Below are 26,255 nucleotides of genomic sequence, written 5' to 3' on the forward strand. Positions count from 1 at the left end.
TGTACGACAGGAAGATACAAAATGATGAGGGATGTCTTGTGAACAAGGCCATAGAAATCAAAAAACTGGGTAACATTGAAGTCATTTATACTGCTGTACCTTATGCGCAGGATCCAACCCGTTTGTTTCACACTCTGTGTGAAAATAAAACCGACAGCCTGTTGCTCGAATCCGCAGAAATTGACTCCAAACAAAACCTCAAAAGTTTGCTACTGGTGGATTCTGCGGTCCGCATCGTTTGTCGCGGCCATCAGGTGTCCCTGACCGCGCTCACAGGCAATGGCCGTAACTTGCTGGCTCACTTAACTCACAATGTCCGCGATGATGTCGCCGCTCATTTCGATGGGCATGCGTTAACCCTGACGTTTGAGGCGCCCTGTGACACTCTGGACGAAGATTCACGTCTGCGTGAAGCCTCTTCTTTTGATGCGCTGCGTCTGATCCAGCACAGTTTTGATCTGACGGATCATGATAAACATGCCCTGTTTTTGGCCGGTTTGTTTGCCTACGATATGGTGGCAAACTTTGAACCTCTGGGTCAGGCAGAGAGCAATAACCAGTGTCCGGACTATGTCTTTTACGTCGCAGAGACCTTGCTGGTGGTTGATCACCAGAGCGAAAACTGTCAGTTGCAAGCGACACTCTTCAACGGCAATCACGCAGAAAAAGTCCGCTTGGACGCCCGGATAGCGGATATCAGCGCGCAGTGCGTATCTCCAAAGACGTTACCTCAAGCTCAAAAACTGGCTCGGGTCGACGTAGATGCCAGCGTCTCAGACACCGATTTCTGCCAGATTGTGCGCGATCTGAAAGAATACGTTGTTAAAGGTGATATCTTCCAGGTGGTGCCATCACGCCGCTTTACATTGCCTTGTCCCTCGCCATTGGCGGCCTACAAAGCGCTCAAAGAGAGCAACCCTAGCCCTTACATGTTTTACATGCAGGACGAGCTGTTTACCTTGTTCGGTGCCTCACCAGAGAGTGCTCTGAAGTACGAAACAGAAACCAATCAAGTAGAAATATACCCTATCGCCGGGACCCGTCGGCGTGGCAAACGGGCGAACGGTGAGATTGATTTCGACCTAGACAGCCGTATTGAACTCGAACTGCGCAGCGACAAAAAAGAAAACGCAGAGCACATGATGTTGGTCGATCTCGCACGGAACGACGTGGCGCGCATTGCCACTGCAGGTACGCGTCACGTGGCCGATTTACTCAAGGTCGATCGCTACAGTCATGTGATGCACCTGGTGTCGCGTGTGGTGGGCCAGTTACGTGATGATCTTGATGCGTTACACGCTTATCAGGCTTGTATGAACATGGGGACGCTCACTGGCGCTCCGAAGATCCGTGCCATGCAGTTAATTCGTGACGTAGAAGGCGCCCGACGCGGCAGTTACGGCGGTGCGGTCGGCTATCTGACCGGAGAAGGCACACTGGATACCTGTATCGTGATTCGTTCTGCATACGTTGAAAATGGCGTGGCTCAGGTACAGGCTGGTGCAGGCGTGGTCTTCGACTCCGATCCTCAGGCAGAAGCCGACGAAACACGTGGCAAAGCACAAGCCGTCATCTCTGCGATTCAGACAGCGCACCAGGCATAAGGAGTCTTCCCATGGCGAACATTGTATTTATCGACAACTTTGACTCATTTACTTACAACCTGGTTGACCAGTTCCGCTCTCTAGGTCATCAGGTCACGATCTACCGCAATCACATTGATGCAGCCGCTATCGATGCTGCTGTCCGTCAGTTGGATAACCCCGTTGTACTGTTGTCACCGGGCCCTGGCGCACCTTCCGAAGCCGGTTGCATGCCCGCTTTGATCCAGCGTTTAAAAGGTCACGTGCCGATGATCGGCATCTGCCTGGGTCACCAAGCCATTGTTGAGGCCTATGGCGGAACCGTGGCTGGTGCGGGCGAAATCATTCACGGCAAAATATCGATGATGGAACATGAACAGCACGCCACTTATCAGGGGCTGCCCTCACCTCTGGCGATCGCCCGTTACCATTCCTTAGTGGCGACTCAGGTGCCAAGCAGCCTGACGGTCACCGCGGAAGTCGATGGCCTGGTGATGTCCGTGGTTCACGAAGAGGACAAAGTCTGCGGCTTTCAGTTTCACCCGGAATCCATCATGACAACCTATGGTGCAACCCTGCTGGCCAATGCGATTGAATGGGCTCAGGAACAGCAACAATAAGAATAAGATTTAGGGAGAAAAATTATGCAGCACGTCATCAACAAATTATACGAACAAACGTCCCTTTCCCAACAGGAAAGTCAGGAACTGTTTGACGTCATCATTCGTGGCGAACTGGACCCGATTTTAATGGCGTCGGCGCTGACAGCACTGAAGATCAAAGGTGAAACACCCGATGAAATCGCTGGCGCCGCCAAAGCGTTACTGGCAAACGCTAACCCGTTTCCACGCCCGGACTATGACTTTGCGGATATTGTCGGCACCGGAGGCGATGGTCATAATACCATCAACATTTCAACCACGGCCGCGTTCGTAGCCGCCGCATGTGGCCTGAAAATTGCCAAACACGGAAACCGCAGTGTGTCCAGTAAATCCGGGTCATCTGATCTGCTCGATTCGTTTGGCATCAATCTGGCGATGAGCGCAGACGATACCCGTGCTGCTATCGATGATTTGGGCGTCGCTTTTTTATTTGCGCCGCAGTATCACCAAGGCGTCCGTCACGCAATGCCGGTACGTCAGACCATGAAAACTCGTACCATTTTCAACATCCTAGGGCCATTAATTAACCCGGCTAAACCCAATATCGAACTGATGGGGGTCTATAGCGAAGAATTAGTACGCCCAATCGCAGAAACCATGCTACAAATGGGGATGAAGCGTGCCGCTGTCGTTCATGGTAGTGGCTTGGATGAAGTGGCTATTCATGGTGATACCACGGTTGCTGAGATCAAAGACGGTCAGATTCACGAATACACCCTGACCCCAGAAGATTTCGGCCTGACACGTCATCAGCTCGACGGGATAAAAGGCGGCGACCCACAAGAAAACCGAGCCATCATCACCCGCATTCTTACCGGGGAAGGCACTGACGCCCAGCTCGGCGCCGTCGCTGTTAACGTGGCCCTGTTAATGCGCCTGTTCGGTCATGAAGATCTGAAAGCCAATGCGCAAACAGCGATTAATGCCATGAATTCAGGAAAAGCTTACCAGTTGGTACAACAACTGGCACAACGAGGTTAGGACATGAGTCAGTTATCGGAACATATTTCGCTACAGGAAACCCAGATGGCCAAGGTGCTGGCGAAAATTGTCACGGACAAATACACCTGGGTGGAAGCGCGTAAGCAGATTCAGCCCCTCAGTAGCTTTAAAGATGACTTAGTGCCTTCCGATCGCGATTTTTACGCCGCACTCAGTACTGGGAAAACAGCGTTTATTCTGGAGTGTAAAAAAGCGTCGCCATCAAAGGGACTCATCCGAGATCACTTCGATCTGGACTACATTGCTTCGGTTTACAATCGGCACGCCAACGCCATTTCGGTGCTGACGGACGAAAAATATTTTCAGGGTAACTTTGAGTTTCTTCCTCAGGTTCGCCGTATCGCCAAACAACCGGTGCTGTGTAAAGACTTTATGGTTGATACCTATCAGGTCTATTTGGCTCGTCACTATCAGGCGGACGCGATCTTACTGATGCTGTCGGTGCTAAACGACGATCAGTATCGTGAACTGGCTGACGTCGCTCACGCGCTGGGCATGGGCATTTTGACGGAAGTCAGCAACGAAGACGAGCTTGCTCGTGCAGTCGCTCTGGATGCCAAAGTGATAGGTATCAACAACCGTAACCTACGGGACCTGTCAACTGACCTTAATCGCACCAAGCAGTTGGCCCCACAAATACGTCAATTGGCGCCCGATGCGATCGTCATTTCTGAGTCCGGCATATACACCCACCAGCAAGTGCGTGATTTGTCCTGTGATGCGGATGGCTTCTTGATTGGTAGCTCACTGATGGCAGAAGACAATCTGGAACTAGCCGTACGTCGGGTGACGCTGGGCGAGAATAAAGTGTGTGGCCTGACCCAACCAGATGACGCTGCCAAAGCTTATCAGGCTGGGGCTGTCTACGGTGGTTTGATTTTCGTTAATGCTTCAAAACGAGCCGTCAGTCCGGAAACCGCCCGCCTCACCATGAGCGGTGCCCCGCTGCAGTACGTTGGCGTGTTTCAGAACCACGACAACGACACTATCTACTCACTGGCGACCGAACTCGGTTTAAGTGCGGTGCAATTGCACGGTGAAGAATCTCAGCAGCAAGTTGATGCACTGCGCGCCCGCTTGCCAGCCAAGATTGAAATCTGGAAGGCTTACGGAGTCACTGACGCGATGCCAACGCTGCTGGACACCAACGTTGATCGTCACCTACTGGATGCCAAAGTCGGCAGTCAATCCGGAGGAACGGGTCAGGCTTTTGACTGGAGTCTTCTTACAGATACGCGCCAAATCATGCTGGCCGGCGGTCTCAATGCCGATAACGCCAGGCAGGCCGCCCAATTGGGTTGCTTGGGGCTGGATCTCAACTCTGGCGTAGAAAACGCCCCTGGAAAAAAAGATTTGATAAAGCTGCAACAAGCATTTGCAGCAATCCGAGATTACTAATATTACAGGCACGGCCCGCCGTGCCAGATAAGTGAAGGAATAGGAATTATGGCAAAACTTGATGCCTACTTTGGCGAATACGGCGGTCAGTACGTCCCGCAGATTCTGGTCCCGGCTTTAGAACAATTGGAACAGGCGTTTATCGACGCCCAGGATGCTCCAGAGTTTCGCAGTGAGTTCATGACTTTGCTGCAAGAATACGCAGGCCGTCCGACGGCGTTGACCCTCACACGCAATCTGACCAAAGGCACCAAAACCAAACTGTATCTGAAACGCGAGGATCTACTTCACGGTGGTGCTCACAAGACCAACCAGGTGCTGGGTCAGGCGCTGCTGGCCAAGCGCATGGGCAAAAACGAAATCATTGCGGAAACGGGCGCTGGTCAACATGGCGTCGCAACAGCGTTAGCTTGTGCCCTGCTGGGACTGAAATGTCGTGTCTATATGGGTGCCAAAGACGTTGAGCGTCAAAGTCCGAACGTGTTTCGTATGAAGCTGATGGGCGCAGAAGTTATACCGGTCCATTCGGGGTCCGCAACCCTCAAAGACGCCTGTAACGAAGCGCTACGTGACTGGTCAGCCAGCTATGAAGAAGCGCATTATCTGCTGGGTACGGCAGCAGGCCCTCACCCATTTCCGACCATCGTACGTGAGTTCCAACGCATGATTGGCGAAGAGACCAAAAACCAGATCCTGGCGCGTGAAGGCCGTTTACCCGATGCGGTGATCGCCTGTGTGGGCGGTGGTTCCAACGCCATTGGAATGTTCGCTGATTTTATTGAAGAAGAGTCGGTACGCTTAATCGGGGTCGAGCCTGCTGGTAAAGGGATTGACACTGACCAACACGGCGCACCTTTGAAGCACGGCAAAACCGGTATCTTTTTTGGTATGAAAGCACCACTGATGCAGGATTCAAATGGTCAGGTTGAGGAGTCTTACTCCGTCTCTGCCGGTCTGGACTTTCCGTCTGTCGGCCCACAGCATGCCTACCTCAATGCGATCGGTCGTGCCGAATACGACAATATTACTGATGATGAAGCCTTGGAAGCCTTCCAGCTATTGGCTCGCAACGAAGGGATCATCCCGGCTCTGGAATCCTCGCACGCGCTGGCCCATGCCTTGAAAATGGCGCAGGCCGAACCTGAAAAAGAGCAATTGCTGGTGGTTAACCTGTCTGGCCGGGGTGACAAAGACATCTTCACCGTACACGATATTCTGCAAGAGAAAGGAGCACTTTAATGGATCGTTACCAAGCTATGTTTGAGCGCCTGAACAGCCACAACCAAGGCGCATTTGTTCCTTTCGTTACTGTCGGCGACCCAGACGCTGAGTTGTCATTACAGATCATGGAAACCCTGGTGGAATCAGGCGCCGATGCACTGGAACTGGGTATCCCGTTCTCAGATCCATTGGCTGATGGCCCAACCATTCAGGGCGCTAACATCCGCGCACTGGATTCAGGCGCCACGCCAGATATCTGCTTCGATCTGATTGGCCAAATCCGCGCCAAGTATCCACAATTGCCGATTGGCTTACTGATGTACGCAAACCTAGTTTATTCGCGTGGTATCGACCATTTTTACGCGCGCTGTGCTCAAGCCGGGATTGATTCTGTATTGATTGCTGATGTGCCGACCAATGAGAGCGCTGACTTTGTTACTGCGGCCAAAAAGCACGGAGTGCATCCGATTTTTATTGCCCCGCCAACAGCCAGTGACGACACATTACAATCAGTCGCCCAACTTGGTAGTGGGTACACATACCTGCTCTCCAGGGCTGGTGTCACGGGTGCCGAAACCAAAGCCAATATGCCGGTTGGCGATATGCTGCAACGTCTGAATCAATATGATGCGCCACCTGCCCTGCTCGGATTTGGGATTTCAGAACCACAGCAAGTCAGACAAGCTCTGGAAGCCGGTGCCGCGGGCGCCATTTCAGGGTCTGCAGTGGTAAAAATCATTGAAACACATGTGACGCAGCCGGAAACCATGTTAGAACGTCTGGCGACATTCGTCTCTTCCATGAAGGCTGCAACACAAAAGTAACACATTAAGCTTGTGCCACGTATGAGATCGGTTTCCTAAACGTTATTGGAAATCGATCTTTTTGTTAACACACCTCCTGAGTTTTCTCCTCATCTCTGGCCTTAACAAAAAAACAATCCAACCCGCAAAACACATTCACAACATCAAAAGCAAACGTTTGCTTTTGATGTTTTTTGCTGCCCTACATCAATAAAAATAGAAATAATTGGCTCAACCAGTGGGTGGGCATATTGATAATTGTGAAAGATACGTGTAAAAAGCGATCCGAAATATTTATCTACTGAACAAATATCAATCAGTCGGTAATTCTGGGATATTAATTGTATTTAGCACAGAGGTTATGGAAGTGTTAAAAGAAAAGAGTTTACTAAACAACATTGGTGTTCAGGTTGTGATCGCCATGATCGTCGGCACAGCCGTTGGTGCCACAATGGGTCATGATGCATCCATGTTTGCACCACTTGGCGCCATCTTTATCAACCTGATCAAAATGCTAGTGATTCCATTGGTGGCCGTTGCCCTGATCTCCGGCGCAGCTGGTCTGGGGAACAGCCAATCAGCAGGAAAAGTTGGCTTTGTCACACTGGGCTATTTTGGCCTTACATCCGCTCTGGCCGTCGCACTGGCGCTGATCATGGGTGAAGTCTTTAAGCCAGGAATGGGCATCGACGTGTCTGGTGTCGAGGGCATGTTCTCATCCGAGTATGCTTCAAAAGGCGAACTACCTTCTTTCTGGGCAACCATTACCGGTATGATCCCAACCAATGTTTTCCAATCCCTGAATGACGCTAATATTCTGCAGATCCTGGTGTTCTGCATGTTCTTCGGTATTGCGATCTCAAAACAAGCGAAAGAGCGTCGTGAACCCATCATCAACGGCGTGAACTGCATCGTTGATGCGATGGTCTGGATGATCAACAAAGTCATGGTCATTGCTCCAATCGGCGTATTTGGTCTAATGGCGGAAGCCGTGGGTACGTTCGGTTTCGGCGCTTTGATGGTGGTCTTCAAACTGTTTGTCGTATACGTGGCCGCTATCCTGATTTTCGGTTTTGTGGCTTACCCTCTGATGGTGCATCTGTTTACTAAGACTTCAGCCAAGAAATTCCTGGTAGCAATGAAAAAGCCTCAGGCCGTGGCACTATCGACGGCTTCGTCAATGGCAACACTACCGGTTACCATGAACACTTGTGAGAACGAACTCGGCGTTAGAAACTCAACCGCTTCGTTTGTATTGCCTCTGGGCGCGACCATCAATATGTCAGGTAACGCGATTTACTACGGCCTGGTTGCGATTTTCTTTGCTCAGTTGTTCAATATCGATCTCGGCATGGGCGCCTACATTGCGATCATCGTGACCTCGACACTGGGTGCCGTCGGTCAGGCGGGCGTACCAGGTCCTTCGTTCCTGGTGGTTGCGGTATTGCTGGCTGCCGGTATTCCAATCGAAGGCTTACCTCTGCTGTTCGCTCTTGACCGTATTTTCGACATGATTCGTACCGCATTGAACATCACCGGTGACGCCGCATGTGCCGTGATTGTGGATGCGCTGATCGAAGAAGAGCAACAATCTGAGATGCAAAAACAACAAGCTTAATCGTTAATTTGTATCGAAAAATACGAAAAGCCACCTGAAAAGGTGGCTTTTTTTGTGGTTTAGTGACGTATTTTACATAAACCGGAAATCATATGCAGCAATATTGGCATACAACCAGTTTGTTAAGCTAGATTGGTTTTAACAACGATTATTATTAACAACGTCAGTAAATTAAATTATGAATCTGGAATCACAACTAAAGGATCTAGTGTATTCAGAATCACGTGTTGACATGTCCATCAGCCAACTGTTTGATTTTGTTCTTCACTTTACGCACTCATCCGCAAACTCATCGTTCATGCCTTTACTGGCAGAACGCCATAAGCAACGTATTCTCCAAACCTTTCCTCATTTATCCGACTCAAATCTGGCTACGATTTTCAGCCACTCGAGTGACATCGATCATGAGTCACTCTCCCTGACTGAACTTTCCGAAACAGAACGGTCTATAGAGCGTCTGGCGCTCACACACTTTCAGCACTGGCTTGAATTCTGGTGTGAATTGGAAATTTATCAGATCAAAGCGCGTTACAAAGATGCATCCGTGGTGTATTTGAACAATCAGAAAGTGTCTTATAACGATGAGGATTATCATTGTGAGCTGATCGCCAACATTGCCGAGTGTGAACAACGTTATATGACGTTGCATTTTGAAACACCGATGCAATTGTCCGATGCCGTTGCCCTGATCAATCTGGAATTGTTTGTTCGCGGCGAGTCCTGGTTTGAAATGCTCAGTTGCCTGGATTTATCGCGCCAGGGTCAGCATCTAGTGATCACACAAAAAGCAGAACCCGGCTTGCCACCGCTGTTGGTGTGTACCGGGTTGATTCAGGACTGGCAAGTGCGTCATCACTGGCTGAGTTATGATAAGCCGTTTCAGAGCAAACCCTGGAATATGTGTTGGTCACCTTATGCAAATGAATGCTTTAAAACTGACGAATTGGTGGTACAGTTACCCACTGTAACATGTGAGACTGCTTCGGAGTTTGACCAAATGTTTGCGCGCTCGCTTGTCAAGCCAGAGCGTATTTGCGAGTTTCTCCGCCTGACCGTCAGTGGCACAAGCCAGCAAAAGCTTTACTATCTGTATCTGGGGCAAAAACTGTCGGCGCAGCGGTTATGTGAACACGGTTATGCGATTGCGCTCACCATTATTGAACAACCGTTTATTCTGGATTATTACAGAGTGATTGACGAAGCCGCTTATACCACCTTGTGTTACTGCGATATTAACCATGATGGTGTTATCACCTACCGGGGATTCTGGAACGTAAAGAACATGCATGCTGAAATGAAAAAGCTCGATTTCCGCAGCTATAAAAAACTGGTTAAGCAGTCTCGTTTACAGCAAGCCCGCGAAGGACTGGCTGATGCTTGATATTCTGCCGTTTGTCTCGATGCTCAACCCAAAATCAGTGACCCTGCTCACTGTCATCGCTATCATTCTGGTGTGGTTAGGCTATTACTGCCTCAAACTCAAACAAAAAGGGGTGGCTGTCTTTGGCAGCTACCATCTGCCTTACATCGCGTATTCGGTCTGCATCGTTTTCTGGATTCTGAGCAACTGTTACTTCCACACCGATCTCTTGGTGACCTCCGGTAAAACCATGGGAATCTACATGGCCAGGTTTGCCAATCTGGCGTCGTACTTTGCGTTCGCATTTGCTTTTTACTTTACCTGCAGCCTGACAGCGATGCAGCAAAAGCGGCCTATCTACACCTGGCAGAAGCTGGTGTTCTTCGGTTTTTCTGGCTACTCCCTCTATATCAATGTCTTCACCGATCTCACGGTTCAGGATATTACTGTGTATGCACCCAGCCAGTTTGCACTCGCTTTTGGCCCGCAAACCTCGCTGTTTTTCACTGTTGTGTTCGCTTTGGTGGTACTCACTCTGGTCAATCTGCTCACCATGCGTGGGGACGGATCACGTCTGCGACTGACTCGCCGCAACTACATGATTGCCGGCATCCTGATTTTTATGTTCTCAACAGCCGCCATCCATATGGGCGTGACGTATTTCTTCGACGACTTCTCGCTTACCTGGCTGCCACCGGCATTATCAATCAGCGAAATGCTGTTCGTCGGTTACGCGCTGATCACCTCACGTTTTTACAGCAGTAAATACCTGTTCTTTCTGGCACTGACCACCACGGTAACCAGTGTCTTGTACCTGTTGCCACTGTCCGTCGCACTCGACTACAGTTTTTACCAATTTGAACTGATCGTGCTGTATACCGCCATTCTGGGGCTCACTTGGCAACGCGTGTTCAACAGCGTGAAAAAATACACCAGCCTGATGGTGTACAACTCCCCTTTGCCGCCAACAGAACAGATTTACTCTCTGGTAGAAGAGTTTCAGTCTTCGCCCTCTCAGGCCATTCAGAAACTGGCCAAACTGCTTAACGTGCCAAGCAGCAAAATGCAACTGGTCAAAAGCTCGCCAGATGCGGAGCTGTATACCGATTACTTGTCTGAAAATCATGAAGCGCTGGTCTTCGAAGAGATTGAAGACAAACTGGATAATGCCATGAGTCAGGACGCCCTCGCCGCGTTGCACCATAAAATGAGTCAGAACGACGCCGCCATCGTCATGCCATTGTTCGACAGCGGGCACATGATTTCGCATCTGCTGATTTCAACGCACAAACAAGACGGGCGTTTGTTTTCAAACGAAGAAGTGGTCGCGTTGGAGAAGGTGCTCAAGCAAGTGCAGGGGTACATCAACTCGGATCGACGCATCCGGCAATCTCAGGCACTGGCCAATTCGATTGCTCACGAGATGCGCAACCCGCTTACCCAACTACAGTTGCACCTGGAAACACTGCAGATCCAGGCGCAGACGCACGCCGAACCTGATGTGCTGATTGGCGAAATCGAAAAAGGCAAAGCCGCGATCCGTCGGGGCAAGCAGTTGATCGACATTATTCTGCGCGAAGTCAGCAACTCGTCGCTCGATCAAGAACCAATGATGATATCATCGATCAAACGCCTCCTGTTGCAGGCCATGAACCAATACGGCTTTGAAAGCGATCAAATTAAAAACCGGGTACAGCTTAACGTCGACAAAGACTTCTCCGTTCGGGTGAACGACACCTTGTTTAACTTTGTGGTGTTTAACCTGTTGCGCAATGCGATCTACTATTTTGATTCCTACCCTGAGAGTCAAATCGAAATTTCGACCCGCGCTAGCTTCCATGAAAATCTGGTCATTTTCCGCGATACTGGCCCCGGCATTCCGGAAGACATCCGGACACAAATTTTTGACGACTTTTTCAGTCACAATAAGAGCGGTGGCAGCGGGCTTGGGCTTGGCTATTGTCAGCGCGTGATGAGTTCGTTCGGCGGCAGTATTCAATGTCATTCAAAGTATGGTCAATACACGGAATTTCATCTTATTTTCCCGACGCTTTCCGTCGAAGGCCCCACTTACGACGAGCCACTGACCACAAAAACGGTCGCGCCAAGCATGTCATCCATCGCCCAGTCGCTCCACATGAACAGCGTCACGCAGAACGTCCCTCAGGCTGACAAAACCATTCTGGTCGTGGACGACAAAGAAGTGCAGCGTGCTCTGGTGAAGCTTTATCTGGAACAACTCGGGTTCGATGTGATTCAGGCCAACAATGGCAAAATTGCGGTTGATATTTTCCAGAATAACCCCATCGACCTGGTGATCATGGACATTCAAATGCCGGTGATGAACGGCTTTGAAGCTGCCACCAAGATCAAACAGTTAAGTCCCACCACCCCAGTGATCGCCTTGTCTGGTGAGTCCGGAAACCGGGAGTTAGAACTGATTAACAGCTTAATGGATGGGCGACTGAGCAAACCGACCAATAAAGCGGATCTGGCCGCGATTCTCAATCAATCCCTGTTCGCCAATCGCTCACCTGTCGCTTAAAACGCTCAATGCCAGCGAAAAGCTGGCATCTTATATGCTTTATTTCGTAGGAACTGACCGCGTGCATTTTTTGCCGCCCATGCGAAAGGAGCATTACCATGGAACTGGATCGCACCACGTATTATGACCTGATTCACCACGGCGTAACGTCCCTGCTAGCGGAACGCTTTGGCCACCACACTGACGTGGATTATCACCACTACCTCAGCCTCACGACAGGCAAATCCTGCTGTTTTGCGATGAGTGATGAGGAACTGCGAAGCGTTGTCGATGAGCTGAAAAACGAAGGCTATCTGGAAGATATCAAGCGTCCGTTAGGACTAAATTCGTCGTCAGCCTGTCAATAATTTGTTTCGTTTTGTCTCTAACGGTTTTGCTGCCGGTAAGTTTTGGTTAGACTGGGGGCAATTCATCATTAGGAACGTATTGAAGTAATGAAGCAACTGATTGATTTTATTCCACTGATTATCTTTTTTGTACTGTACAAGATGCAAGATATTTATGTGGCAACCGGCGCTCTGATTGTCGCCACAGCCGTACAAATCGTTGTAACCTATCTGCTGTACAAGAAAGTTGAGAAAATGCAGTTGATCACGTTTGCTCTGGTCGCCATTTTTGGCTCCATGACCATACTGCTTCACGATGACAACTTCATTAAATGGAAAGTGACGATTGTCTACGTGGTGTTTGCATTGGGTCTGAGCATCAGCCACCTTATCGGCAAATCCGCCATTAAGAGTATGCTTGGCAAAGAAATTACCTTACCAGATAGCGTTTGGAGCCGTATCAACTGGGCTTGGGTTGGCTTTTTCAGCTTCTGCGCAGCGCTCAACATCTATGTTGCCTACGAATTACCACTGGATGTGTGGGTCAATTTCAAAGTGTTTGGCTTACTGGCAGCCACACTGGTATTTACCCTGTTTACCGGCGTGTATATCTATAAGCACCTGCCAAAAGATCAACAGAAACAGTGATGCACTGGTCGGTGATGAATTCTCCGGCTCTTTTGATATAATCCTCGATTATTTTTCAGCGGCCCTTTTGGCCGCTGTTTTGTTTAATTGGATGTCAAAATGAGTCAGGAAATTCACTCTCCAAGAGGCCAACTACTACTACGCACTTTAGCGATGCCCGCTGATACCAACGCAAATGGCGATATCTTTGGTGGCTGGATCATGTCCCAACTGGATCTCGCGGGCGGTATTTTAGCCAAAGAAATCTCCAGCGGGCGTATTGTCACAGTGTCTGTATCGGACATTACGTTCAAAAAGCCCGTACGCGTGGGTGATGTGGTGTGCTGCTATGGCGAATGTACCAAGATTGGCCGCACTTCCATGTCGATTAATCTGCAAGTTTGGGTCAAACCCGTCAAAGAACACGGCGTCGGCGAGCGCTTTATGGTGTGTGATGCGACGTTCAATTATGTCGCCATCGATACTGAAGGGCGCCCTCGCCCGATTCAGAACGCGAACTAGTCTCACTATTTGCACCCCAATGGTGGAAAATCCTCTGAGTTAGAGTAAATTAGAGAGACTTACACCTTATAAGGACAGCTAATATGTGGTACGTGATTTTTGCACAAGATATTGAGAACTCATTGGACAAGCGAATGAGTGTTCGTCCCCAGCATCTTGAGCGATTACAAGCACTTCAGGATGAAGGTCGCCTCCTCACCGCTGGGCCTATGCCGGCGATCGATTCCGATAACCCCGGTGAAGCCGGTTTTACCGGTTCCACTGTGATCGCAGAATTTGATTCGCTGACTGACGCTCAGTCCTGGGCCGAAGCAGACCCTTATGTCGAAGCCGGTGTCTATGCTAATGTCATCGTAAAACCATTTAAAAAAGTATTCTAAAATGAAAAATTATATTGTAGCCGCGTTGGCTGGCTTGGTTTTAATGGGCTGCTCGTCCAGTTCCAAAGAGCAACGTCAATTGGAGCTGATCGCCAGTAATCGTGCCAACCTGATCATGGCCGAGTTGCCGATTGAGCGTGGCCCGCTGACCATCATGCGTGCCAGCGCCAAAAAGACCACCATCGAAATCATGATGATTTACAACCAGGACGCGCCGGGTGCGAAGCCAATTAAACAGGTTCTGGCACACAGCATGAACAGCTACTGCACCAACGACAGCGTAGCCGCCAACCTTGAACTTGGTATCGATTACCGCATTAAGATGCGCAGTAGCCGTGGCCAGTTGATGGTCGATCAGATGGTTAATCGTGATACGTGTAACGCACTGAATAAATAGTAAAAATGCCGCTTTAAAGCGGCATTTTTTATGGCTGAATTCAAGCATTTTCAGCCCATTCGCTACGCAGCACTTTCGCTGCCGAGACTAAGTTCGCCAAGGCGGCTTCTGTCTCGCTCCAATTACGCGTCTTCAGACCACAATCCGGGTTAACCCACAAACGTTCGGCCGGAATTTTCTCAGCTGCCTTACGTAACAACCCTTCAATCCATTCTTCGCTTGGGATGTTTGGCGAGTGGATATCATACACACCCGGACCAATCTCATTCGGATAGTTAAACTCTTCAAACGCTTTGAGCAATTCCATGTTAGAACGCGAGGTTTCAATCGTGATCACATCAGCATCCAGTTCTGCCACTGACTCGATGATCTCATTGAATTCGCTGTAACACATGTGGGTATGGATCTGCGTCTCTGGTTTCGCGATAGCGGCCGAGATCTTGAACGCTTCCACCGCCCACTTCAGATACGTTTGATGATCGCGTTTTTTCAGCGGTAAACCTTCGCGAATGGCTGGTTCATCAATCTGAATGATGTTGATTCCTGCCGATTGCAGATCGTGGACCTCATCACGCAGGGCAAACGCCAGTTGCTGAGCGATCTCTTTGCGACTGATATCTTCACGCGGGAAAGTCCAGCACAGAATGGTGACCGGGCCTGTCAGCATCCCTTTCATCTGCTTTGAGGTCAAAGACTGTGCATAGGTTGACCAGGCCACGGTAATCGGCTGTTCACGTTCAATATCTGCCACGACAATCGCGGGTTTCACGCAGCGCGAGCCATAACTTTGTACCCAGCCAAATTGAGTCGTCTGGAAACCCGCCAGATTTTCGGCGAAATATTCCACCATATCGTTGCGTTCGGCTTCACCGTGAACCAGCACATCCAAATCCAGCGCTTCCTGACGCTTCACCGTGTCGGCGATATGCGCCTGCATTGCCTCAATGTATTCTGCTTCAGACAATTGGCCGGCACGATAGGCGCTACGCTGGGTGCGGATCTCGCCAGTTTGAGGAAATGAACCAATCGTAGTGGTTGGCAATAGGGGCAGGCCTAAGACTTCATTCTGATGAACCGCTCGCTCAGCGTACGGCGCACTACGTTGAGCCAGTGCGGCCGTCAGTGTGTTCAAACGAGCTTTCACAGCAGGTTTGTTCACATGGGAGGCTGAACGGCGAGCTAAGATCGGCTGGCTGTAGGTATCGCACGCTAAGATAGCCTCCTGATCCCCATCCAGCGCTTTGCCCAATAGCGCTACTTCCGTCACTTTCTGTTTGGCAAACGCAAACCAGTTTTTAACTTCATCGCTCAGTGCCGGTTCCAGTTCCAGGTCAACAGGGCTGTGCAACAGTGAGCACGAGCTGGCGAGCCACAAACGTTCTCCGAGTTGTTGTTTTATCGGCTCCAGGCGCTCACGCCATGCCGCCAAATCCGCGCGCCACACATTACGGCCATTCACCACCCCAGCAGACAGCACCCAATCCTGTGGCAATTTCTCAACGACTGCTGCCAGTTGTTCAGGCGCCGCCGACAAGTCAACGTGCAAACCCTGAATCGGCAGCTCGACAATACGCTCAAGCGTGTCTTCCACCGAATCGAAATAAGTGGTCAACAGCAGTTTGACTTCACCCTGAATCACCTGATAACCCAGCTTAAACGCATCCAGCCAGGCTTTGTCCAGTTCAAGGGCCAGAATAGGTTCATCAATTTGTACCCATTCAATGCCGTGATTCGCCAGTTTACTCAAAATGCCCTGATAGGCCGTCAGAAGACGTGGCAACAGAGACAGACGGTCGAAGCCTTCATCCACTTCTTTTCCCAGATACAGGTAACTCAGTGGGCCCAGTAGCACCGGCTTCACCTGATGTCCAACAGCGACGGCTTCACCGACCTCTTCAAACAGCTGAGGCCAGCTCACTTCAAAACGGTCATCCCGGCTGAACTCAGGCACGATATAGTGATAATTTGTGTTAAACCATTTGGTCATGTCAGATGCCGCGCTACCACTGCAACCACAGTCTGATTGTGATTGACCACGACCAACGCGGAATAACGTGTCCAGATCCGGAGCACCGTTTCGATGACGCTTAGGAACATGACCAAGCAATAGCGTGGTCGTTAACACATGATCGTACCAAGCAAAATCGCCAGCAGTAACGTAACTCAACCCCGCATCTGCCTGCGTGTGCCAGTGTGTTTGACGTAAATCCGCTCCCACTGTTTTCAATGCCTGCTGATCAATTTCACCGCGCCAGTACTTCTCTAACGCGAATTTTAGTTCTCGTTTTTCACCAATGCGCGGATAGCCAAGAATGTGCGTTGTTGTCATATCGTTTCCCTTACTGTTGAATTCTCACCGACAGACAAAAGATGTCTGGATGGCTAAAACTATCGCGCCGTTCCTCAGCTCGTACAAGCGCCAATTATTCAACTTGTTTATTAGTTTTCTTCATAGTGAATAATTTAACACCAACAGACGTCTAGACGTTTACAACCCCAAACATTCAGAGTAATGTTAAAAGGCTTCATGGAGAGGGGAATTAAAATGAGAGGATTTCATGATTGAGCTAAAACATTTACGGACGTTGACGTCTCTGCGTGATACCGGGTCGCTGACCGCCACCGCGACGGCGCTGCACTTAACGCAGTCCGCCCTTTCTCATCAGCTCAAGGATCTCGAAGCTCGCATTGGCGGACAGTTATTTTTACGTAAAACCCGCCCGGTCAAATTCACCTCAGAAGGTGATATTTTGTTGCGGGTGGCAGATGAAGTCCTACCCCGCCTGGCCAAAGCTGAAAATGAGCTTGCCAGCCTCAAAGAAGATGTAAACGGACGACTGCATATGGCGATTGAATGCCATTCTTGTTTTCAGTGGTTGATGCCAGCCCTCAAAGAGTATCAAGTCGCCTGGCCGAGTGTTACTTTGGACTTCTCATCAGGTTTCGGTTTCGAACCTTTGCCAGCGCTGCTGGCTGGCGACCTCGATCTGGTGATCACCTCCGATATCCAGCCTCGTTCTGAAGTGCACTACGAACCTTTATTTGATTTTGAGATGCGACTGATTACCGCCACACATCATCCGTTAGCAGACAAAACCTGTATTGAACCGCAGGATCTGGCCGACCAGACCATGCTGTCCTATCCGGTACAAAAGCAGCGACTGGATGTGGTGAAACACTTTCTGCATCCCGCTGGTGTGGAACCCGCGAAATGGAAGCAAGCCGACAACACTCTGATGTTGGTTCAGATGGTCTCAGCCGGTCTTGGTGTCGCCGCCTTGCCAAACTGGGCAATCAGCGAATTTTCTCGTCAGGGGTTGATTGCCAGCCAGCCTCTGGGGAAAGGCTTATGGCGCAGGTTGTTTGCCGCAACGCGTAACGCCGACAAAGAGAAGCGTTATTTGCAGGCGTTTTTCTCCACCGCACGCCAACAATGCAAAAGCCACCTTGAGGGGATCAAGATGGCTTAAAAACACATACAACGGCGTTTAACGCTGATAAGCTTTAAACTGGTTGGTCAGCGGATCGTATTGATAACCAAGCATGTCCAGCTTACCAACCACAGCTTCCACGTCCATCTCATACATGCTGACCAGCTCTTCAAAACTGTCGCATTCCAGACGCAACTTTTCATTCACAATCCCCAGCAGAATAATACTGTCCAGATTGTTGACGTTGCTTAAATCCATGGGCCACGCTCCTGTACCAAGTGACGGTCACTCTTTCAAGCGTAGCTGTTAATCATGGATTGAACAGTGAACCTGCTCTAAAGATGAAACAATCCGCTGTTGATGTAAGCACTACCAATCACGCACACCAGTGCGACAGCCAGTTGCACTTTGTTGACCGTTTTGCTGGTAAAGATGTGCCAGCACCAGACAATGATCGCCGTTAACATCACCGCAAAACCGACCAGTATTTGCTGGGTGGCGACTGCCAGCGCCTGTTCATCGAGTGAATAGGCGTGCAATAGTACGATGAGAGCAATCAACATCGCCGCTACAACGCCTGAAAAAGGCAAAATACGATGAAATGCCTGCAGACGCGTGCGAGCGACGGTTAACAGAAGATGAGCAAATGCACCACCAAGCAGCAGTACCATCGTCAACATCGCCAACATGCCCGCTCCTGTTGCCTGTCCGGCAATCTGTGCTCCGACAAAGCCAGCAGCCAAACCATCGGCCAGATACATGACCCACATCGGCCCGCGTTCACGGGTTTTCTTGGTCTGAACCTGGGAATAAAAATAAAACAGGGCAAATACGACGAGAAAAGCCTGGATTTGAATTGACGCAATCGCCAACCACAGGATGGCTAGCGCCGGAAGAAGTTTGTGGATACGCCCACGCTGACCCGGACAGATTTCACCTTTGGTCAGCACCAGAGTCAGCACCAGTTGCGCTCCCAACAGCATTGGAGCGAACAGTGTCAGTAGAGATTGAATCATAGTATGTAATATTACAGTCCAGTGTTGGGGCGGATGATACCAGACTGAAAAAAATCCGTCATGCTAATGACCGGATTAACCACTCATCCAACGCAGAACATACGGCCTCCGGTGCGACCCTTTTTGCAGCGGAGGCTCGAGAGCTACAAGGTAGGATTATCTACCCGGCGCCACAAACAGACTTTCTGCTGCGAACGCTGGTCAAGCAACCAGGTATACTGACAGTTGTTGTCGTAACTGTAACGGCCTGTCTGAACCTGATAAGGCCCTAAACTGCTTCCCTGCAACGACTGGAAACGCCCCTGGTACAAGAGCGAAAAGTGCAAGTGAGGCCCGGTTGAAGAGCCCCCTTCACATAACGCCGTTGAGCGCTGGCTGGCGTACACACCCAATTTAGTGTCTTTGGAGACCCACTGATTATTGGCAACCTGAATGCCATCCATGTGGTAATAATTCGTTGCCCAACCATTAGGGTTGGTTACCCTGACTTGGCAACGTGACATCACGGTGACATAGCCATCATGCGCTGCGGTGACGCTGTATGTCGGCGCGCCCCACGCGGGCCAGTCGTAAGAGACGTCGATCGAAGACAACGGGAAGCCGGAGCCACTGTGGGCATGGGGGCCGTTAGGGATCCAGGAATAGCCCTGACGCCAAGGCCACTGCATGAACCCATACGCTGGCGCGAACCCTGTGCTACGTAGCGCCTGCTGCGGTGCGGTTTCTGGCTCTGCGACATCCGGCGAACCAAACCAGGCCTGATACTGATCCTGCCAGCGCTGCCAATCCCCTGGAGATTGCAGTTGACGAACAATCGCCAGCGTTGCGGCATTGTGCTGCTCTGCCGTTAAATTGTCCTGATAATGATAAAAGCGCTGCGACAATTGGTTGGCAACGTCTTTGACCTGCTGAGCAGACGGCACCGTTTCCGCCACCTCATCGGTGAGCACGGCCATGGTGGTTAATATCACGCGCGGATCCACTCCGGTCGCGCCCGCCCAATGATTGACGGACTCAGCCAACTCTTGCCAGTCCGGCCGATGTTGCTGCAAAAAGGTGCGAATATCGAATGGATGAAAATACGGACGGTACACAAACCCTGAATCCGAAATCAGTCGGTCAGGTACCTGATCAGCGACGAGCGTTTCCGGGTCCCAATTAGGCGTATCCACTTGCGGGTACAACTGGTGAGCATACAACCCACCACTGAAGCAAAGCAAAGCCAATCCCAGAGATGTTTTTGAATTCATCTTCCTCTCCAATATTTATGAGCAAAAATGCATATTGAAGTATGGTAAATTTTCCTGTTTCGTTGGTATCACACTTTGGTTCTGAGAGCCATATAGCAGGCAAATGTAAGGAATTGAAAGTGTTAACATGCTCAATGGCGAACTAAAGTTTAGTCATCCAGTTAACTAGTTGTACCTGTATTGTATGTCCTGCTTCCTCCAACCACAGCGGGCCGTACGGTGTAATTGTCCAGAGATACACAGCAATATTGCAGACAATCGTCAGCCACAAAAGCGTTTTAAATGGCTGTTTCTGCGATTTATGACGCAAACGGTGCTGTGCAACCAGCGCTCCGGGCCAGCCGCCCGTAACAGCCAAAAAATGGAGCGTATTTTCAGAGACACGCCAGTCACCCGCGATCGCGGATCGCTTATCGGCCTTGTACACCAAATACGTCAGCGGGCTCAGGCCAAGATAGAGAGAAAACCACAACCAACCTGTGCCATTTAGCCCCGTGATTATACAGACCAGCAGCAAAAAAACGCCACTCAACTGCACCGAAAACGGTATCGCTTTCAGCCCAGCCAGAGAGACGTCTTTGGCATTGATACGGCCCTGCTTATCTTTCTCTGCTTTAAACGATACCCTCGTATTCACCTTTGGCCACATTGTTCCTCGGTTAAACTGAGAGATATGCACAAAAACCCGTGATTTACACTGCGGTGATACGATAAATCCATACCCTTTCTCATCATTCCATTCAGTAATCTTGCCTTTCAAATCCCGTCCTCGGTTGGCTGCGCGTTCTGCCAATCTAAATGTGTATTCGCGTATCGGTTAAGCGTGTGTTGGTTGACGCTGTCAGAGGTAACTAATTAAAAATCAAACCATTAAGGAAAAAAAACGAATATTACGGCGTAGTCTACTCCAATCTCATGATGCGTTCTCAACAACATTTTGCCTTTTGGTTACAGAAATTGATGTACTTGAGCAATTACATGTTAAACTCCACCGCTATTTTATCAGGCGGATTATTTTCACCTAATATTACTACGGGTGTTCAGCCACGTTTGCGCGCCACCCACTGTATATTCCGTGGCAATCTTCGCCTTGAAGTGCACCATACCGACACTTGCAGGATGCTAGTTGCGAGTCATTAATACGGTGACAACGCAAACCGGTTGACCGGAAAGGGGCGCAGGAAAAACAGCCACAAAGAAACAGCAGCGAACCTGCTAACAATAAACGGTTGTGTAGCCTGATGCGTCCGAGTGAAGTGAGCAAAATTTAAGTTTATGAATACCAAAAACATTAGCGAATACAAAAAGTACTGGGCGGAATGCTTCGGTACTGCACCTTTCCTGCCAACCAGCAGAAAAGAGATGGATGCCCTGGGCTGGGACAGCTGTGACATTATTATCGTCACCGGCGATGCCTACGTCGATCATCCAAGCTTCGGTATGGCCATTATTGGCCGTCTGCTGGAAGCGCAAGGGTTTCGTGTCGGCATCATTGCTCAGCCAGAATGGCAGAATAAAGACGCATTTATGCAGCTGGGTAAACCCAACCTGTTTTTTGGCATCACCGCCGGCAACATGGATTCCATGATAAACCGTTACACCGCAGATAAAAAGCTGCGCCATGATGATGCCTACACCCCGAACAATGAAGGGGGTAAGCGTCCTGATCGTGCCACACTGGTCTACTCACAGCGTTGCCGTGAAGCCTACAAAGACGTACCTATCGTACTGGGTGGTATTGAAGCCAGTCTGCGTCGTATTGCTCACTACGATTACTGGTCAGACAAAGTACGTCGCTCTGTGCTGTTTGATGCGAAAGCTGACATTCTGTTGTTTGGCAACGCGGAGCGCGCATTGGTCGAAGTCGCCCATCGCCTAGCAGACGGTGAAAACATCGCTGATATGACCAATATCCGCGGCACAGCTGTCAACCTGCCAGCCGTGCCGGAGGGCTATAAAGTCGTTGACTCTTCCCGGATTGAAAAACCGCGTAAAGAAGCGTTCATTCCGCCGAACCCTTACGAAGTGGAAACCAAATGCGATACCAAGAAGGATGCGACTCAAGCCACACCGATAGCGATTCGTCCTTCACGTCATGACGCGGCGAACACCGCCGTGCGTTTACCGCCGTTTGAAAAGCTGAAAAATGATCGCATCTTGTATGCGCACGCCAGCCGTATCATGCACCTGGAAACGAACCCGTATTCAGGACGTGCGCTGCTACAGCGTCACGGCGATCGTGAGCTGTGGGTAAACCAGGCTCCGATCCCATTGACGACCGAAGAGATGGACTACGTATTCGGTTTGCCTTATGCACGCGTGCCACACCCTAAATATGGCAAAGCGAAGATTCCGGCGTACGACATGATCAAAACGTCAGTCAACATCATGCGTGGCTGCTTTGGTGGCTGTTCATTCTGCTCCATCACAGAACATGAAGGTCGGATTATCCAAAACCGCTCTCAAGAGTCGATCATTAACGAATTGGAAGAAATTCGTGACAAAGTACCGGGCTTTACCGGCACAATCTCTGATCTTGGCGGCCCTACTGCGAACATGTACCGCTTAGGCTGTAGCGATCCAAAAGCCGAAGCCAACTGCCGACGTCCATCGTGTGTATTCCCAGGTATTTGTAACAAACTCAATACCGATCATAAACACACCATCGACTTGTATCGTGCAGCCCGAAACGTTGACGGCATCAAGAAAGTGATGATAGCTTCCGGTGTCCGTTACGATTTGGCCATCGAGTCACCTGAGTATGTGAAAGAGCTGGTAACGCACCATGTCGGTGGCTACCTGAAAATCGCCCCGGAACACACAGAGAAAGGTCCACTTGATCTGATGATGAAACCCGGTATGGGCACCTATGATCGTTTTAAAGAGATGTTTGAGCAGTACAGTAAAGAAGCCGGTAAAAAACAATACCTGATTCCTTACTTCATCTCTGCCCACCCTGGAACCGAAGACGAAGACATGCTCAACCTGGCGTTGTGGTTGAAGAAAAATGAATTTGAATGTGATCAGGTTCAGAACTTCTACCCATCACCCATGTGTAATGCGACCTCGATGTATTACTCAGAGACCAACCCGCTTAAACGGGTCAAATACAAGCAGCGTGAAGATCTGCCAGTGGCTAAAGGTGAGCGTCAGCGCCGCCTGCACAAAGCGCTGCTCCGCTACCATGATCCAAACAACTGGCCGATGATCCGCGAAGCGCTGATCAACATGGGCAAAAAACATTTGATTGGTGACAAACCAAGCTGTCTGGTTCCTGCTGAAGACGGTGATGTGCTGACGCCGGCGCAACGCCGCAAATCCGGCCGCCATGGCGCGAATCGTTTCGCGACCAAGCACACGAAGAATCAGCCAGGTTTTGGTAATGACAAAGGCACTGGTGGTTCACGCCCCGGGGCGAAAAAACCTGACGGTAATAAAGGCCGACCAGGCAGCAAGCCTCCAGCAGGCGCGAAACGTGGCAATAGCAGCAACAAGAAGCCACGCCACGCCAGAGCTTAACCAATACAAAAAGGCCCAGTAGTGATATCACTGGGCCTTTTCTTTTGATGGTTCTTTTCTTTGTTAACGGAGCCGTTTACGCAAAATCACGCTCAAATTCGCGCATAAATGCCACCAATGCTTTCACACCCTCTACAGTCATTGCATTGTAAATCGACGCGCGCATCCCACCAACTACGCGATGACCTTTTAGTGCGACCAGACCGCGATTTTCCGCCAGTTCCAGGAACTTCGCATCCAGTTCCGGCTTTTTCAGTTGGAAAGGAACATTCATCAACGAGCGGTTGTCCTGGTGAACATTGTTAACGTAGAAGTCTGACTCATCAATGTAGTTATACAAAATTGCGGCTTTCTCGCGATTGATCTGCTCCATCGCTTTTACGCCGCCCTGAGCTTTAAGCCATTTAAAAACCAAGCCAGATAAATACCAGGCAAAGGTTGGCGGGGTGTTGTACATTGAATTTTTTTCGGCCAGCACTTTGTAATTCAGAACGCTTGGTAACAGGTCATTGGCCAGTTCCAGCAAATCGTCGCGAACAATCGCGATGCAGATACCTGCCGGTCCAATGTTCTTCTGAGCACCCGCATAAATCACACCGTATTGCGACACGTCGATTTCGCGTGACAAAATCGTGGATGACATATCTGCCACAATCGGCTTATCTGTCACAGGCAGATCATTGATTTCGATTCCATCAATGGTTTCATTCGGACAGAAATGGACGTAAGCGGAGTCAGACGCCACCGGCCATTCCGCCGCAGGCACCACTGCCGTCTTACCATCTTTTTCACACTTCGCGACGAAAACATCCGCTTCACAATATTTATTCGCTTCTTTAATCGCGCTTTCAGCCCAGTAACCAGCGTCGATATACGTGGCCTTCGAGGCCCCACCTAATAAGTTCATCGGCACAGCTGCAAATTGGGCTCGTGCTCCACCCTGACAGAACAACACTTTATAATTGCCTGGAATATGAAGGAGATCGCGTAAGTCTTGCTCGGCCTCTTCGGCAACTTTGATGAACTCTTTGCTGCGGTGGCTGACTTCCATCACGGACACACCCAGTCCATTCCAGTTGATCAGCTCTGCCTGAGCTTGTTCCATGACGGCTTTCGGCAGACCAGCCGGTCCGGCGCTAAAGTTAAAGACGTTATTCGGGGAAGGTTCCATGCGTATCATTGCTCCTGCGATGTCAAATATATTCGATTAATACCACTTTTCTACGCCGATAAAAAGCAAGAAAAGAGGTCTTTCGACCTCTTTTCTTAGAGAGTGATTATTTTTTAACGCTTTTGCATCATCATCGGCAGTAACAGCGCCATTAACGGGACTTGATGGCCATTTTCAAATACCACATTGCCGTTTATCAGCTCAGCGTTAATCGTATAGCCCTTGTCGCTCTGAGTGATCATTTCCATCACGATCGCCTCATCAATGCTTTCGCGGATAAACGGATACTCCGCCACCAGCTCGTTAGAGAAAAAGGTATTCAGATGTCCGGTTAACGCTGGAACAATCAGCGCCGGGTTCTTCGAAACATTGTTCGTCCCTTCCGGCACATTCAGTTTCCATTGAGATTCAAACTCACCGCTGCCTAACGTCATTTTCATCTGATTCATCGATAGATAAAAACCTTTTGAAAACAGCGTTTCGATATATGGAATGGCCTGCTGAATGTCTCTGTCCGTCAACTGTGGGCTGTTGCGATACAGATTCATCAGTTTGAGGAAGGACACACTGTCCAGATCGCCCAGCGCAAAATCAACATTGAAGTCATTGACGTTGCCGTCAGGCATCACCACTTGTTGGGCTTTGAGTTGATGCACGCTGTTCAAACGCTTTTGCTGCACATCCTCCGACGAGTTAAAGTGATAGCTGGCTTGCTTTAGTTCAAATTTCGCTGTGTCGTCATTCTCAGTGAGCATCAGGTTGCCTACCTGAATGGTCTGATCGCCCAGCCAAAACCCTTCTTGTTGCTTGCCGTCACCTTCGCCCTTCACGTCGGTCAGGGTGATTTTTTCACCCGAGGCAAAGTCCAGTTCAACCGAAGGTACATCTAATGTGTATCCTCCCAAACCCAACACGGTCGCATGCCCTTTCAGGTATGCAGGCGTGGTAGAAACCGTAACCGGATTCTCACCGCCACTGGTGAAGTGCCAGGTGTCCAGATTCAGTTCAAACTGAGTGTTGCCGTTCAATTGAGTCTGCGTGTCGAGCGTTAACGGGATCTCTTGTTCTCCTTCCAGCACCGAATGCGCACTCAAGCTGATCACGCCATGTTCGACGTCACTTTTCACAGTGAAGTCCGTTGGCAGACCATCGGTTTTGAGTTGCTGGATTAATTCAGGGTCAATCACCGTAAAATGCGTTTCAACCTGAGAAGTGAGATAACCCCGCTCGTATTTTACAATTTCCGCTTTCAGTGATGCGTTATTGAGTTTTTTTACGCCATCATGGATCACATTGTGGCCAATCTGACCAACGGCGAGGGGCCAACACAGGGCCAGCGAGATAGCGCCACCAATGGCACCCAGTTTCTTAAGCTGATTCATAATACTCTTAAAGTCCGGAGTTTTTTTCAGTCTACAACAATA

Annotated in this window: 22 protein-coding genes and 1 pseudogene; 16 read left to right on the forward strand and 7 right to left on the reverse strand. The window is 49.8% G+C overall.

Features of this window, described 5'->3' with window-relative positions; all coding sequences use genetic code 11:
• The first annotated feature begins 38 nt into the window (after positions 1-38).
• From VPR01S_RS02135 to VPR01S_RS02200, 14 genes are all read left to right on the forward strand, one after another.
• Entirely contained in the window at positions 39-1,604 is a 1,566-nt protein-coding gene (locus tag VPR01S_RS02135) for an anthranilate synthase component 1 (RefSeq protein WP_021703650.1), read from the forward strand.
• Between the two features lie 11 nt (positions 1,605-1,615).
• Positions 1,616-2,203: an aminodeoxychorismate/anthranilate synthase component II gene (locus tag VPR01S_RS02140; protein WP_021703651.1), complete on the forward strand. Its 588-nt coding sequence runs from the start codon at positions 1,616-1,618 to the stop codon at positions 2,201-2,203.
• 24 nt (positions 2,204-2,227) lie between these two features.
• Positions 2,228-3,226 carry an anthranilate phosphoribosyltransferase gene (trpD, locus tag VPR01S_RS02145; RefSeq protein WP_021703652.1) on the forward strand — a complete coding sequence of 333 codons (999 nt, stop codon included), beginning with the start codon at positions 2,228-2,230 and terminating at the stop codon, positions 3,224-3,226.
• Positions 3,227-3,229: 3 nt separating this feature from the next.
• Positions 3,230-4,645 (forward strand): bifunctional indole-3-glycerol-phosphate synthase TrpC/phosphoribosylanthranilate isomerase TrpF, encoded by a 1,416-nt coding sequence (gene trpCF, locus VPR01S_RS02150; RefSeq protein WP_021703653.1) that lies wholly within the window; start codon positions 3,230-3,232, stop codon positions 4,643-4,645.
• A 48-nt stretch (positions 4,646-4,693) separates the two neighbouring features.
• Positions 4,694-5,884, forward strand: coding sequence for a tryptophan synthase subunit beta (gene trpB / locus VPR01S_RS02155; protein WP_021703654.1), 1,191 nt, complete (start codon positions 4,694-4,696; stop codon positions 5,882-5,884).
• On the forward strand, positions 5,884-6,690 hold the full coding sequence (trpA, locus tag VPR01S_RS02160) for a tryptophan synthase subunit alpha (RefSeq protein ID WP_021703655.1): 807 nt from the start codon (positions 5,884-5,886) through the stop codon (positions 6,688-6,690). Before trpB ends, trpA begins: the two co-directional genes overlap by 1 nt.
• 340 nt (positions 6,691-7,030) lie before the next feature.
• On the forward strand, positions 7,031-8,287 hold the full coding sequence (locus tag VPR01S_RS02165) for a dicarboxylate/amino acid:cation symporter (protein ID WP_021703656.1): 1,257 nt from the start codon (positions 7,031-7,033) through the stop codon (positions 8,285-8,287).
• A 232-nt stretch (positions 8,288-8,519) separates the two neighbouring features.
• Entirely contained in the window at positions 8,520-9,668 is a 1,149-nt protein-coding gene (locus VPR01S_RS02170) for an acyl-homoserine-lactone synthase (protein WP_052035714.1), read from the forward strand.
• Positions 9,661-12,192: a hybrid sensor histidine kinase/response regulator gene (locus VPR01S_RS02175; RefSeq protein ID WP_021703658.1), complete on the forward strand. Its 2,532-nt coding sequence runs from the start codon at positions 9,661-9,663 to the stop codon at positions 12,190-12,192. The genes VPR01S_RS02170 and VPR01S_RS02175 overlap by 8 nt, the downstream gene beginning before the upstream one ends.
• Positions 12,193-12,290: 98 nt before the next feature.
• Positions 12,291-12,539 carry a hypothetical protein gene (locus VPR01S_RS02180; protein ID WP_021703659.1) on the forward strand — a complete coding sequence of 83 codons (249 nt, stop codon included), beginning with the start codon at positions 12,291-12,293 and terminating at the stop codon, positions 12,537-12,539.
• 87 nt (positions 12,540-12,626) lie between these two features.
• On the forward strand, positions 12,627-13,166 hold the full coding sequence (locus tag VPR01S_RS02185) for a septation protein A (RefSeq protein WP_021703660.1): 540 nt from the start codon (positions 12,627-12,629) through the stop codon (positions 13,164-13,166).
• A gap of 99 nt (positions 13,167-13,265) precedes the next feature.
• Positions 13,266-13,667 (forward strand): acyl-CoA thioester hydrolase YciA, encoded by a 402-nt coding sequence (gene yciA / locus VPR01S_RS02190; RefSeq protein WP_021703661.1) that lies wholly within the window; start codon positions 13,266-13,268, stop codon positions 13,665-13,667.
• Positions 13,668-13,750: 83 nt separating this feature from the next.
• On the forward strand, positions 13,751-14,047 hold the full coding sequence (locus VPR01S_RS02195; protein ID WP_021703662.1) for a YciI family protein: 297 nt from the start codon (positions 13,751-13,753) through the stop codon (positions 14,045-14,047).
• Position 14,048: 1 nt separating this feature from the next.
• Positions 14,049-14,444, forward strand: a complete 396-nt coding sequence (locus VPR01S_RS02200) for a GspS/AspS pilotin family protein (protein ID WP_021703663.1) — start codon at positions 14,049-14,051, stop codon at positions 14,442-14,444.
• Between the two features lie 40 nt (positions 14,445-14,484).
• On the opposite strand, the gene metE is transcribed toward VPR01S_RS02200, so the two are convergent.
• Positions 14,485-16,773, reverse strand: a complete 2,289-nt coding sequence (gene metE, locus VPR01S_RS02205; protein ID WP_021703664.1) for a 5-methyltetrahydropteroyltriglutamate--homocysteine S-methyltransferase — start codon at positions 16,771-16,773, stop codon at positions 14,485-14,487.
• A gap of 229 nt (positions 16,774-17,002) precedes the next feature.
• Between metE and VPR01S_RS02210 the strand changes: the two genes are divergently transcribed.
• Entirely contained in the window at positions 17,003-17,914 is a 912-nt protein-coding gene (locus VPR01S_RS02210) for a LysR substrate-binding domain-containing protein (protein WP_021703665.1), read from the forward strand.
• A gap of 18 nt (positions 17,915-17,932) precedes the next feature.
• Here VPR01S_RS02210 and VPR01S_RS02215 read toward each other — a convergent pair whose 3' ends face one another.
• The 4 genes from VPR01S_RS02215 to VPR01S_RS02230 form a co-directional block, all read right to left on the reverse strand.
• Positions 17,933-18,133 (reverse strand): DUF4250 domain-containing protein, encoded by a 201-nt coding sequence (locus VPR01S_RS02215; RefSeq protein WP_021703666.1) that lies wholly within the window; start codon positions 18,131-18,133, stop codon positions 17,933-17,935.
• A gap of 77 nt (positions 18,134-18,210) precedes the next feature.
• Entirely contained in the window at positions 18,211-18,891 is a 681-nt protein-coding gene (locus VPR01S_RS02220) for an HI_1241 family integral membrane domain (protein WP_021703667.1), read from the reverse strand.
• Positions 18,892-19,034: 143 nt separating this feature from the next.
• The gene (locus tag VPR01S_RS02225) at positions 19,035-20,141 is read right to left on the reverse strand and encodes a M23 family metallopeptidase (RefSeq protein ID WP_021703668.1); all 1,107 of its coding nucleotides are present in this window, start codon (positions 20,139-20,141) and stop codon (positions 19,035-19,037) included.
• 142 nt (positions 20,142-20,283) lie between these two features.
• Entirely contained in the window at positions 20,284-20,934 is a 651-nt protein-coding gene (locus VPR01S_RS02230; protein ID WP_369384633.1) for a DUF1294 domain-containing protein, read from the reverse strand.
• Positions 20,935-21,416: 482 nt separating this feature from the next.
• Between VPR01S_RS02230 and VPR01S_RS02235 the strand changes: the two are divergent.
• Positions 21,417-23,639 (forward strand): annotated as a pseudogene (locus tag VPR01S_RS02235) (YgiQ family radical SAM protein); the annotation flags it as partial.
• 97 nt (positions 23,640-23,736) lie between these two features.
• Here the strand turns inward: VPR01S_RS02235 and serC are convergent.
• A complete protein-coding gene (serC, locus tag VPR01S_RS02240) occupies positions 23,737-24,831 on the reverse strand; it encodes a 3-phosphoserine/phosphohydroxythreonine transaminase (RefSeq protein ID WP_040902132.1) in 1,095 nt (364 codons plus the stop codon).
• A gap of 113 nt (positions 24,832-24,944) precedes the next feature.
• Positions 24,945-26,213 carry a DUF945 family protein gene (locus VPR01S_RS02245; protein ID WP_021703672.1) on the reverse strand — a complete coding sequence of 423 codons (1,269 nt, stop codon included), beginning with the start codon at positions 26,211-26,213 and terminating at the stop codon, positions 24,945-24,947.
• Between the last annotated feature and the right edge of the window lie 42 nt (positions 26,214-26,255).

This window comes from Vibrio proteolyticus NBRC 13287 (genome assembly GCF_000467125.1).
In the GTDB taxonomy this organism is placed as follows: domain Bacteria; phylum Pseudomonadota; class Gammaproteobacteria; order Enterobacterales; family Vibrionaceae; genus Vibrio; species Vibrio proteolyticus.

Coding starts and splice junctions, on each gene's coding strand:
- VPR01S_RS02185 (WP_021703660.1), top strand. CDS start 12,627: ATGAAGCAACTGATTGATTTTATTCCACTGATTATCTTTTTTGTACTG.
- VPR01S_RS02170 (WP_052035714.1), top strand. CDS start 8,520: ATGTCCATCAGCCAACTGTTTGATTTTGTTCTTCACTTTACGCACTCA.
- VPR01S_RS02225 (WP_021703668.1), bottom strand. CDS start 20,141: ATGAATTCAAAAACATCTCTGGGATTGGCTTTGCTTTGCTTCAGTGGT.
- VPR01S_RS02215 (WP_021703666.1), bottom strand. CDS start 18,133: ATGGATTTAAGCAACGTCAACAATCTGGACAGTATTATTCTGCTGGGG.
- VPR01S_RS02220 (WP_021703667.1), bottom strand. CDS start 18,891: ATGATTCAATCTCTACTGACACTGTTCGCTCCAATGCTGTTGGGAGCG.
- metE (WP_021703664.1), bottom strand. CDS start 16,773: ATGACAACAACGCACATTCTTGGCTATCCGCGCATTGGTGAAAAACGA.
- VPR01S_RS02245 (WP_021703672.1), bottom strand. CDS start 26,213: ATGAATCAGCTTAAGAAACTGGGTGCCATTGGTGGCGCTATCTCGCTG.
- trpD (WP_021703652.1), top strand. CDS start 2,228: ATGCAGCACGTCATCAACAAATTATACGAACAAACGTCCCTTTCCCAA.
- trpB (WP_021703654.1), top strand. CDS start 4,694: ATGGCAAAACTTGATGCCTACTTTGGCGAATACGGCGGTCAGTACGTC.
- VPR01S_RS02210 (WP_021703665.1), top strand. CDS start 17,003: ATGATTGAGCTAAAACATTTACGGACGTTGACGTCTCTGCGTGATACC.
- VPR01S_RS02175 (WP_021703658.1), top strand. CDS start 9,661: ATGCTTGATATTCTGCCGTTTGTCTCGATGCTCAACCCAAAATCAGTG.
- trpCF (WP_021703653.1), top strand. CDS start 3,230: ATGAGTCAGTTATCGGAACATATTTCGCTACAGGAAACCCAGATGGCC.
- VPR01S_RS02180 (WP_021703659.1), top strand. CDS start 12,291: ATGGAACTGGATCGCACCACGTATTATGACCTGATTCACCACGGCGTA.
- VPR01S_RS02165 (WP_021703656.1), top strand. CDS start 7,031: ATGGAAGTGTTAAAAGAAAAGAGTTTACTAAACAACATTGGTGTTCAG.
- VPR01S_RS02195 (WP_021703662.1), top strand. CDS start 13,751: ATGTGGTACGTGATTTTTGCACAAGATATTGAGAACTCATTGGACAAG.
- yciA (WP_021703661.1), top strand. CDS start 13,266: ATGAGTCAGGAAATTCACTCTCCAAGAGGCCAACTACTACTACGCACT.
- VPR01S_RS02200 (WP_021703663.1), top strand. CDS start 14,049: ATGAAAAATTATATTGTAGCCGCGTTGGCTGGCTTGGTTTTAATGGGC.
- serC (WP_040902132.1), bottom strand. CDS start 24,831: ATGGAACCTTCCCCGAATAACGTCTTTAACTTTAGCGCCGGACCGGCT.
- VPR01S_RS02140 (WP_021703651.1), top strand. CDS start 1,616: ATGGCGAACATTGTATTTATCGACAACTTTGACTCATTTACTTACAAC.
- trpA (WP_021703655.1), top strand. CDS start 5,884: ATGGATCGTTACCAAGCTATGTTTGAGCGCCTGAACAGCCACAACCAA.